The 9301-nt window shown below is 69.0% G+C and carries 11 protein-coding genes; 1 reads left to right on the forward strand and 10 read right to left on the reverse strand.

Annotated elements, in window-relative coordinates:
* Nucleotides 1-170: 170 nt before the first annotated feature.
* The 8 genes from ABN273_RS58460 to ABN273_RS58495 all read right to left on the reverse strand — a co-directional run bounded on the left by ABN273_RS58460 (nt 171) and on the right by ABN273_RS58495 (nt 6696).
* On the reverse strand, nt 171-818 hold the full coding sequence (locus tag ABN273_RS58460; protein ID WP_349458442.1) for a carboxymuconolactone decarboxylase family protein: 648 nt from the start codon (nt 816-818) through the stop codon (nt 171-173).
* Between the two features lie 13 nt (nt 819-831).
* Nucleotides 832-1650 (reverse strand): SDR family oxidoreductase, encoded by an 819-nt coding sequence (locus ABN273_RS58465; RefSeq protein ID WP_349458443.1) that lies wholly within the window; start codon nt 1648-1650, stop codon nt 832-834.
* Between the two features lie 16 nt (nt 1651-1666).
* Nucleotides 1667-2131: an SAM-dependent methyltransferase gene (locus ABN273_RS58470; RefSeq protein ID WP_349458444.1), complete on the reverse strand. Its 465-nt coding sequence runs from the start codon at nt 2129-2131 to the stop codon at nt 1667-1669.
* 394 nt (nt 2132-2525) lie between these two features.
* Entirely contained in the window at nt 2526-3023 is a 498-nt protein-coding gene (locus ABN273_RS58475; RefSeq protein WP_349458445.1) for a PaaI family thioesterase, read from the reverse strand.
* Nucleotides 3020-3844: an amidohydrolase family protein gene (locus ABN273_RS58480; protein WP_349458446.1), complete on the reverse strand. Its 825-nt coding sequence runs from the start codon at nt 3842-3844 to the stop codon at nt 3020-3022. The genes ABN273_RS58475 and ABN273_RS58480 overlap by 4 nt, the downstream gene beginning before the upstream one ends.
* Complete coding sequence (locus tag ABN273_RS58485; protein WP_349458447.1) at nt 3831-4712, reverse strand: class I SAM-dependent methyltransferase; 882 nt, start codon at nt 4710-4712, stop codon at nt 3831-3833. Before ABN273_RS58485 ends, ABN273_RS58480 begins: the two co-directional genes overlap by 14 nt.
* Before the next feature lie 8 nt (nt 4713-4720).
* The gene (locus ABN273_RS58490; RefSeq protein WP_349458448.1) at nt 4721-5479 is read right to left on the reverse strand and encodes a class I SAM-dependent methyltransferase; all 759 of its coding nucleotides are present in this window, start codon (nt 5477-5479) and stop codon (nt 4721-4723) included.
* The gene (locus ABN273_RS58495) at nt 5476-6696 is read right to left on the reverse strand and encodes a riboflavin synthase (protein WP_349458449.1); all 1221 of its coding nucleotides are present in this window, start codon (nt 6694-6696) and stop codon (nt 5476-5478) included. The genes ABN273_RS58490 and ABN273_RS58495 overlap by 4 nt, the downstream gene beginning before the upstream one ends.
* 383 nt (nt 6697-7079) lie before the next feature.
* Between ABN273_RS58495 and ABN273_RS58500 the strand changes: the two genes are divergently transcribed.
* The gene (locus ABN273_RS58500; RefSeq protein WP_349458450.1) at nt 7080-7658 is read left to right on the forward strand and encodes an HAD family hydrolase; all 579 of its coding nucleotides are present in this window, start codon (nt 7080-7082) and stop codon (nt 7656-7658) included.
* A 123-nt stretch (nt 7659-7781) separates the two neighbouring features.
* Here ABN273_RS58500 and ABN273_RS58505 read toward each other — a convergent pair whose 3' ends face one another.
* Nucleotides 7782-8264 carry a hypothetical protein gene (locus ABN273_RS58505; RefSeq protein WP_349458451.1) on the reverse strand — a complete coding sequence of 161 codons (483 nt, stop codon included), beginning with the start codon at nt 8262-8264 and terminating at the stop codon, nt 7782-7784.
* Between the two features lie 608 nt (nt 8265-8872).
* Nucleotides 8873-9004, reverse strand: coding sequence for a hypothetical protein (locus ABN273_RS58510; RefSeq protein ID WP_349458452.1), 132 nt, complete (start codon nt 9002-9004; stop codon nt 8873-8875).
* Between the last annotated feature and the right edge of the window lie 297 nt (nt 9005-9301).

The raw sequence follows: 9301 nt of genomic DNA on the forward strand, positions 1-9301 counted from the left end.
CACGTCGAGCGCCGCCCGCTCGGCCGCGACGGCCTCGGCCATGGAACGCTCGCCGTTGAGCACGGCGGTGATGGCGGGCAGGCCGAGCCCGAGCCCGCGCAGCCGCCTGACCAGGCCGAGCCGCTCCGAGCGCGACGCCCCGTGCGATGACCCTCAACCCGCGACGGTCGTTATAGGGCCAGGGCGCGGGCGGCGGCCCAGGCCCGCGGCAGACCGAATTCGGCGACGCCGCGGAGCAAGTCGCGCACGGTCTCGTCGGTGGCCCCGGCTGACTTGGCCAGCTCTGCGTGCAGGCGCAACGATTCGCCCAGCGTCTGGTAGAGGATGTCCACGACCAGGCAGGCGATCGCCCGCTCGCGGATGCTGAGGCCAGGCCTGGCCCAGCGCTGGGCGAGCTGGTCCTCGGTGAACTCCGCGAGGCCCGTGTCCACATTCTCAAGATCGTGGACGGCACGCATCAGCGCTCCGCTCAGCGGTGTCGGTTCGACGGCCTTGGTGTCTTGCGCTTCGGGCAGGCCGAGTTCGGCCAGGCGTTGGAAGGCGGTGACCATGATCGGATAGCCCACGTAGGGGGCCAGGTGCCGGTAGAGCTCTCTGATCGCCTCGGGCTCGACACCGTTGGCCAGGGCCATCTGGATGTGCATGGCCAGGGGCAGGTCGAGGTGCGGGTGGCACAGGTCGGCGGTCAGGCAGACGAAGGCCTTCTCGCGCATGGTCAGGTGCGGCAGGCCCCACAGGTTGTGGCCCGCGCCGACGGCGAGTTGGGCGAAGACGGGGTCGAGCGCGATGAGGGCGTCGGCTCCGGCGAGCTGGGTCATGGGTGTGCTCCGTTCAGGACAGTCCGAGCGCGCGCAGGCGCAGGGCGTCGAGGGTGTATTGGGGGACGACGCGGCCGAGCGTGCTCATCAGCCGCGACTTCTTGCCGACCGGGTAGCGGGAGCGGGGCTTGCGGGCGGTCAGGGCGTGCAGGACCGCCTGGGCGACCACATCGGGGCTGGAGCCCGAGCGCTCCTCCTTCAGCGCGGCCGTGGTCATGGTCCGGTAGGCGGAGCCGTACAGTTTCCTGCCTTCCTCGCCGAGGGAGGCCAGCCGGGGTTCGACCTCGTCCTCCAGCTTGTCGACGGCGTCGGTGTGGATGGAGCCGGGTTCGATGAGGACCGTGTGGATGCCCCAGGGCTTGACCTCCATGCGCAGCGCGTCGTTGAGCGAGCGGATGGCGTGCTTGGAGGAGCACAGCGGGCCACCGAAGGGCAGGGTGATCCAGCTGCCCACCGAGCCGACGGTGACCACCCGGCCGCGCGACGCGCGCAGCATCGGCAGCATGGCCTGGGTGACGGCCACCTGGCCGAAGACGTTGACCTCATATTGCCAGCGCAGCGCGTCCAGCGGGACGAACTCCAAGGGCCCGGTGACGCCGATGCCGGCGTTGTTGACCAAGGCGTCGAGGTGGCCGAGGCGCTCGGCGGCATCGGCGATCTGGCCGGCGTCGGTGACGTCGAGCTTGATCGGGGTGACGGTGGGGGCGAGCGCCGCCCCGTCGGCGTCCTTGCGCACTCCGGCGTAGACGGTGAAGCCCTCACGGGCCAGCAGCAGCGCGGTGGCACGGCCGATTCCGGTGGAGGCACCGGTCACCAGCACGGTTTTCGACATGAGAAGTCCTTCCAGATCAGTAGTAGGCACGCATCAGCTCGGTGGCCCACTCCGGTTGCACCGTCGGGCCTTGCGGGCCGAATTCGTCCATGTAGGGCTTGACGTCGAGGACCGGGCTGCCGTCGATGGCGTCCAGACCGCGCACGTGGATGTCGAGTCCGTCTACAGCGAGCAGACGGCAGCGGGAGATGCCTAGCAGGTTCGGGCGGTTCTTGCCCCGCTGGGCGAAGATGCCGGCCTTGGGCCAGTCGGGGTTTCCCCGGGGCCGACGGGCAGAGGTGGTGACCGAGGACGGGTCCACGAGATGGAACTGGAACACCACCTCCAGGTGCGAGAACGCGTCCAGCCCGGCGAGCGCGTCCGGGCCGAAACGGGTCCCGTCGAGGCGGATCACCGCCTGTTCGGTGTTCCAGTCGTCGTCGAACGCCTCGATACGTCCGCCGACGACGCTTCCTATGGGCTCCAATGTGATGGCCTGCACGGCATTCCTCCATGTTCACGCGGCTGATCACGACCGTATGGTGCGGCGGCTCCGTGGCGGATCAGTCAGGCGACCGGAGTCTTGCGAGGTTCCCGCCAGCCGGTTAAGTAGGGGGCTAAGCATCATGATCGGACGGGATGCGGAGATGGTCCTCCTGCCGCGAAGATCGCTGTGTACGGCGAGGTTCGGGGCGGCAAGTCAGCACCAGGCCATTGCCGCTGTGGCGGCGAACACCGCGAACGTAGTGGACGCCGCGGCCGTCACCGATCCATGACCGCGGCGTAGTGCCGGGGGTCAGGGCGGCGGCCGGATGCTGTGGGCCGGTGACGGTGATCAGGCGGGTGAGGGTCTTGGCGTAGCCGGCCTGGGAGGTGGTCGCGGCGACGGCCGGGGCTCACGGGCCTGGATGAGGAGGGCGATGCCGAGACGACGGATGGTTTTCCGGCTGCTCGGATCTCTCCTTCACACACATCAGCGTCTGCTGACCTGTCGCGACGAGCGACCGGTGCTCGTCCTGGACGCCGAACACTTCCAGCCGGCACACAGTCAGCGTTCGTCCAGCTTTCAGGACCGTCCCCACGGCCTCGAGGCGATCGCACAGGGCAGGCGCCAGGAGATTGATCTTGTACTCCACGGTGAGCACCGAGGTGTTCTCAGGAAACAGCGTGAACGCCGCGTAGCCGCCTGCGCTGTCGGCGATGGCGCTGGTGGCTCCCGCGTGGATGTAGCCGTGCTGCTGGGTGACTTCCGGCCGGCTGGGGAGCGCGATGTGCACACATCCAGGTGCAATGTGCACGATGCGGGCACCGAGATGGCGCATCAGTCCCTGCCGTTCAAAACTGGTCCTGATGCGCGCCTGCACCTCGGGGCTTGCCTGCTGCTGTTCCGTCATCGGTGGCGCTCCAGATTGAAGACCCGCTGGGCGTTGCCGTGCAGGAACAGCTCGCGTACCTCGTCGTCCAGGTCGAGCTGGTCCAGCCCGTCGAGTGCCTTGCCCGGTGTGATCATCGGGTGGTTGCTGCCGAACAGCACCTTCGTACGGCCGTGAGCCTTGAGGTAGGCGATCAGCTCGGTGGGGTATCGGCGGACGGTGTAGGCGGAGGTGTCTATGTAGACGTTGGGGTGCTTGGTTGCTACCGCGATCATCTCGGTGGTCCAGGGGTAGCCGATGTGACCGGCGATGACGGTCAGTTCGGGGAAGTCGACGGCGACCCGGTCGAGGTAGGGGATGGGCCGGCCCGGCTCGGAGGGGCGCAGCGGGCCGGTGTGCCCGGCTTGGGTGCAGAAGGGGATGCCGAGTTCGACGCACTCGGCGTACAAGGGGTAGTAGCGGCGGTCGTCGGGCGGCAGCTCCCACAACCAGGGCAGGACGCGCAGCGCCTTGAACCCCAGTTCCGTGACCGCGCGCCGCAGCTCGCGAATGGCGGCCATGGGCTTGCGTAGGTCGACGGAGGCCACGCCGGTCAGGCGGTGAGGGGCCTCGGCGACGAAGGCGGCCACCTCGTCGTTGGAGATCAACGCGCCTTGCGGGCCGTACCAGGCGCTGATCAGGGCGAGGTCGACACCGGCAGCGTCCATGGCGGCGAGCGTGGCCGAGACCGGCGGCGGCTCGGCCGGGATCGACGTGCCACGCCAGCGGCGCAGCGAATCGAACATGTCGTCCTGGAGGAAGCGCTGGGTCGGATGTTGCGCCCAGGCGTCAATGATCGGCACGGCTATCCCCCGTTCCCGTCGATGTGGTGTCCTGTCCGGGTCGGCAGGTCCGCTTGGGCGGCGGCCTCCGCACGGCAGCGATGCGGCTCGCGTCCGGCTGATCGACTCGGGTAAGTGAGTCGGCCGTGACGAGACGGTAGCCGAGGTCGAGAGTGTCGGCGTCGAGGAGCTCCCGGTGACGTTCATGCCAGCATCCGTTGGCGAGGTCGGCCTCGAGGCGTCTCATCGCGCGCTCGACAAGGTGCTGGTCGAGGTTCGCGAGGGCGGAGATGGCGGCGCGAGCCTGGTGGTCGAGGTAGCAGTGCGGGCGTCGCCAGTACGCGCCCAGGAATCCGTCGGTGCAGTCGGCGGCCACCGGCATGGGGACGACGCTCACCCGTGCGCCGTCGCGCCGGAACCAGGTCTGGACGACGTCGAGAGAGGTGAGCTGGGCGTCGGTTTCGGCGATCTCCGGGAGGTACTCCTCGACCAGCCAGAATCGTGCGGTGACGGCGGGGTCCCAGGTGAGGACGATCTGCCGGCCGGACACCCGGCGCAGCTGGGCAAGGCCCGCGGCCGCGTCGGTCCAGTGGTGGACGGTGAGGATGGCCATCGCGGCGTCGAACGACTTGTCAGGGAACGGGAGGGACTCGGCGTATCCCTGGATGACCGGCGCCGAGCCGGGAGGACGCTGGCGCATCATCACCATGGACGGCTCCACGGCGGTGACCTGCCGGTTGCGTGGTTCGTAGGAGCCGGTTCCGGCGCCTACATTGATCACTGTTTCGGCGGCGCCCAGGGCCTGGTTGATCTGCTCGGCGATACGCGGGTCAGGGCGCCGGTGGCGGGAGTAGCCGAAGCCGATCCTCTGGTACGGGTTGGCGTTCACGACACTCGTCACTCCTGTCCGTCGGCAGCATCGACGTGCCCGCGGCGGGCCGCCAGCACCAGCAGCCCGGGGCGTCGGAGATGTTCGGCCAGGTGAGGATGGCTCTGGAGAGCGGCGGGGCCGGGAACGGGTTCGTCGATGCCGGTCAGTTCCAGGCCGGCGTCGAGCAGGCCGCTGATCAGCGTGTCCATCCGCCTGTGGTGTTTCTGCACGCCTTCGATGATCCAGTTCTGGGTGCGCGGCCCTTCCCAGGCATAGTCGTCGACCGGCCAGACCGTGCCTTCGCCGATCTTCAGCCATCCGGTCATGGGATCGGCCGCCGTGCAGATGGGGTGTTCGATCGAGAAGACAAACCGTCCATCCGGCCGCAGCCAGTGCGCGACGCGCCGGACCAATCCCGGGTAGTCGGCGACGTAGTGCAGGACCAGGCTGCTGATGACCAGGTCGGCGCAGCGGGCGGGCAGCGTGAGCTCGTCCAGGTCAGCGTGCAGGTAGCGGACTCGCGGATGCGGGGTGGCCAGCGCCAGCATCCGCTGGGAGGAGTCCACCGCCAAGACGTGCGCCGCTCCCGCGTCGGCCAGCCGGCGGGCGAGCGCGCCTGCCCCGCAGCCCAGATCGACAACGGCGGCGCCCGCCACGGGAGGGAGCATCCGGCTCATGGCCGGGATCTCGACGGCGTCGTTGATCCCCGCGCCGCAATCCCTGAGCCGACGGTAGCCCTCGAAGAAGCGGGGATCGTCGTAGAGGTCGCGGCCCGCCGTGATCACAGGTGCTTCCTCAGGTCGTCCACGTCGAGCAGAGGCAGGCCCCAGCGCAGCGCGGCCACCTCCAGCTCGGCTGCCTTCGCCATGGTTCCGTCGGGGTTCATGACCTCGCAGCACACCCCGACCGGCGGCAGCCCGGCCGCCACGCACATGGCGACGGTGGCCTCGGTGTGACCGGCGCGCTCGGCAAGACCTCCAGGGCGTGCGGCCAGCGGGAAGACATGTCCAGGCCGGAGGAAGTCGGCCGGCCTGGCCTGCGGGTGGGCCAGGCGGCGTACGGTCGCGGCGCGTTCGGCCGCCGACACCCCGGTGCCGGTCCCGGCGGCCAGGTCCACAGGGACGTGCGGCCGGGTGCCGTGCCGATCGCCCGGCCCGGGAATGCGCCTGATCTCCAGACGGTCGAGGACCTCGGGCGCGCAGGGCACGGTCGGATGACCGCAGACCTGGGTGAGCAGGAACGTGAACGCCTCCGGGCGCAGGCGCGCCCCGGCGAACACCACGTCGCCCTCACCTTCCCGGTCGGGATCCCAGATCACCACCGCCCCTCCGGACGCGAGCTGCGCCAGCGCCTTCTGCACGCCCCGCCCGCCCGAGGCCCGTCCCGCCCACGGCAGCGCCGCGACCACCTCGGTCACCGCCTGCCCCGGGTCGGACGGCCAGCGCCGCACCAGGCGGGTGAGCAGGTCGGGCTCCAGATTCACCCGATCGCCCACCGACAACCCCGCCAGCGCGGTGGCCTGCAACGTCGTGGGGATCAACGCCACCGAGAACCGGTCGCGGGACACCTCGGCGACGGTCAGGCTGACACCGTCGACCGCGATCTGCCCCTTCGCGACGACCAGCGGCAGGAACCGCTCCGGCGGCTTGATCCACAGCCGCCGTGCGGCGCCCTCCTCGTCGACTCTCACCACCTTGCCCACGGCATCCACCGCGCCCTGGACCAGGTGACCACCCAGCGGGTCGCCCAGCGCCAAAGGCGCCTCCACGTTGACCCGCGTGCCGGGCTGAATCTGGTCAAGGGTCGATCTGCGGCAGGTCTCGGCCGTAAGCCTGGCTTCCAGTACGTCCGTCTCGTGCTCGGTCTGGACGATCATCAGCCCGACGCCGTTCAGGCAGATCGAAGCCGGCGCGCTCGCGGCGGCCTTGGGCGCTCTGACCGCGATCCGCGTCTGGTCGACGGCCACCACCATGCCGACTTCCTGGATATGCCCGGTGAACATCCGACACCACCTCTCGACAGCGGGAGGACGGTCCTCACCGCACGAAGAATCAGGGGCCGTGAGCAGGGCCCGAGAGGTGGCGGGGTGTCACCGCGTGGCCCGGAATCACACCGAGTCGTCCCACCGCTACCGGCGGAACCGGCGGGCTGTCACCGCCGCACCTTGGAGTCGCACCAATCCACCTATATCACCGACCAGTCGCCAAGATCAACGTTTTGCCGAGCCCGAGCTGCGCTCCCGCGACGAACCACCCGCCAGGCATCGCTGCATATAGAGTCCGAGGCGCGACATGACTACCGGATGCCGGTCCGTAGCCGTCCCGATCGGCGAACCTCCCGACCAGTCGAACCCGCTCACCAGGCCACACCGCACAATAGAGGGCCATGATGCCCTTCGACGCAGTGCTCTGCGACCTTGACGGCGTGCTCCGCCAGTTCGACCATGCCGTTCAGGCCGAGATCGAGGCCCGTTACAGGCTGCCGCTGATGCGGACCGCCTTCGACCCCGCCCTCATCGGGCCGGCCACACTCGGCCTGATCACCGAGGAGGAGTGGGCCGATTCGGTCGTCGTGGCTCTGGGCGGAGACGAACGGGCAAGGCTCGCGGTCGCCGAGTTCATCGCCGTGCCGTTCACGGTGAATGAGGAAGTCAGGGCGCTCCTGGCGAAAGCGCAGGAGCGGGTGCCGGTGGTGCTGGTGACCAACGCCACGGATACGTTGGACGAGCACCTGGACCGGGTCGGACTCACCCACTTCGCCGACGCCGTGGTCAGCAGCGCCCGGGTCGGGGTGGCCAAACCGGACCAGCGCATCTACGAGATCGCGGCAGAACTCGCCGGTGCCGCGCCCGAGCGCTGCCTGTTCGTGGACGACCGGCTGGAGAACGTGGAGGCGGCCAGAACGCTCGGCATGACCGGGGTCCTCTACCGTACGGTGGCGGACCTCGCCGCGGTGCTGACATAGCGGTGGCCTGTCGGTGCCGGCGGCGTCGGGTTCGGAACGTCCGCGTTCGTCGCGGGCGATGGGCTCGTCCGGCTCGGCCAGTTCGAAGTAGGTGCTGAAGTTCGTCGTGCACATACGTGACGCTCAGCCGAGCCAGGCGGTGATCTGGGCCATGGCAGTCGCGGACCAGCCGAGCTCGAGGTGGTTAAGTGGGAGCGTCGCGGCCGCGGCTCGGTTCGCTATACCGTCGGCCGCAGTGCAGCTCGCCACGAAGACGGCGCCGTCGGACGGTCCTGTGTGTTCGTTATGCAGCAGCGCCATGTCGGGCATGTTGCCGCACAGTTGGTAGACCGGCACGCTGGAGGGAGTGCCCGCGTCGATGAGGGGCCGTACCAGCGAGCCCCTGTCGATGGCCCACTGGATCCCGCGGCCGACGGTATAGAAGCCGGTGCCGCCGTAGTAGGTGGTGTACCAAACCTGTTCGGTGGTGGGCAGCGGGTAGACGTCGTCCCAGCGATAGAGCATGTCGTCGGAGCCCGGGTAGGCATCGCCCTCGTAGCTGAGCTCGGGATGGTTGCGCCATAGGCCGTAACAGACCATCTGGGTGTGGGGTGCGGGCGCGTTCAATGAGCCCCCACATTCCGGAAATATCGCGAAATCGTGGGTCCAGCCGTGTCGGCACCCCCAGTCGAAGCCCTTGTTCGGCCCACCGATGAGGACCAGCTTCCTGACACCGCCCGCGCAAGCCGCGCCCCAAGGCTCTTCCGCGCTCGCGCCGGCACTCTGGTCCTGATCCGCCCCGATGGTTACATCGCGGTGCGCACCGAAGAGCCCACCGTGGTTACCGGTTATCTCGGGCAGATCCTGGCGCCCAGCCTCACCACCGCAAACAGCGAATGGTGAGCGCCGAAGTATTCGCGTTCACATGTGTCGCATTGCGGACAACCATTTCTTGGAGTGCCATACTGTACGGGCGCCAGGCAGAGCTGACCATCATCGCTGAGTTATTGGACGGCCGGTGCGGCGCACTGGTCGGGCGTGGCGAGGCGGACATCGGCAAGTTGGCCCTGCTTGCAGTGCTCCGCGGCTGGAGTGCGGGCGCAGTGTTCCGGGTGTCCGCGGTGGAGTCCGAGGCCGTCGATGGCGGCGAACTGCTGGGTCCAGGATCCTGTGAGCGAGCGCCATCCGCCCCGAACACGCGTCCGAGCGCGCGGTCCAGAACGTGCCCCATCGTGTCATGTGGAGGCCAAGCCGGGCTGGCCCTCCTGGTCCAGCAGAGCGTTGATCATCTCCTGGAGCTGGGTGCGCCAGGTGGCGCCGAGCGCTCCGGTCAGGGCATGGCCGAGCTTGTCGAACGGGTCATCCAAGGGCAGTTCCTTCACCTGAGCGCCTCGGCACTGACGCGTGGCGACGGACCTGACGAAGTACGGGAGGCCATGCGTCGGGCCGTGGCCTTGGTGGCGCGATCCGTCACCTGACCGACGATCGCGGTGCGACCCGCCACACAGCTCGCAGTGACTGATCCTGCTACATTTCAGACAAACGTTTCTTGGAGTGCCATGTTGTACGGGCGTCAGGCGGAGCAGTCCGTCATCGGCGGGTTGCTGGAAGGCCGGTGCGGCGCTCTGGTGGTGCGCGGCGAGGCGGGCATCGGCAAGTCGGCC

Origin of the sequence: Nonomuraea sp. B19D2 (assembly GCF_040137845.1) — a bacterium.
Lineage (GTDB): Bacteria > Actinomycetota > Actinomycetes > Streptosporangiales > Streptosporangiaceae > Nonomuraea.

What these genes read in the sequence shown, in the direction of transcription:
- ABN273_RS58460 (WP_349458442.1), bottom strand. Translation starts at nt 818, where the DNA reads ATGACCCAGCTCGCCGGAGCCGACGCCCTCATCGCGCTCGACCCCGTC.
- ABN273_RS58465 (WP_349458443.1), bottom strand. Translation starts at nt 1,650, where the DNA reads ATGTCGAAAACCGTGCTGGTGACCGGTGCCTCCACCGGAATCGGCCGT.
- ABN273_RS58475 (WP_349458445.1), bottom strand. Translation starts at nt 3,023, where the DNA reads ATGACGGAACAGCAGCAGGCAAGCCCCGAGGTGCAGGCGCGCATCAGG.
- ABN273_RS58495 (WP_349458449.1), bottom strand. Translation starts at nt 6,696, where the DNA reads ATGTTCACCGGGCATATCCAGGAAGTCGGCATGGTGGTGGCCGTCGAC.
- ABN273_RS58500 (WP_349458450.1), top strand. Translation starts at nt 7,080, where the DNA reads ATGATGCCCTTCGACGCAGTGCTCTGCGACCTTGACGGCGTGCTCCGC.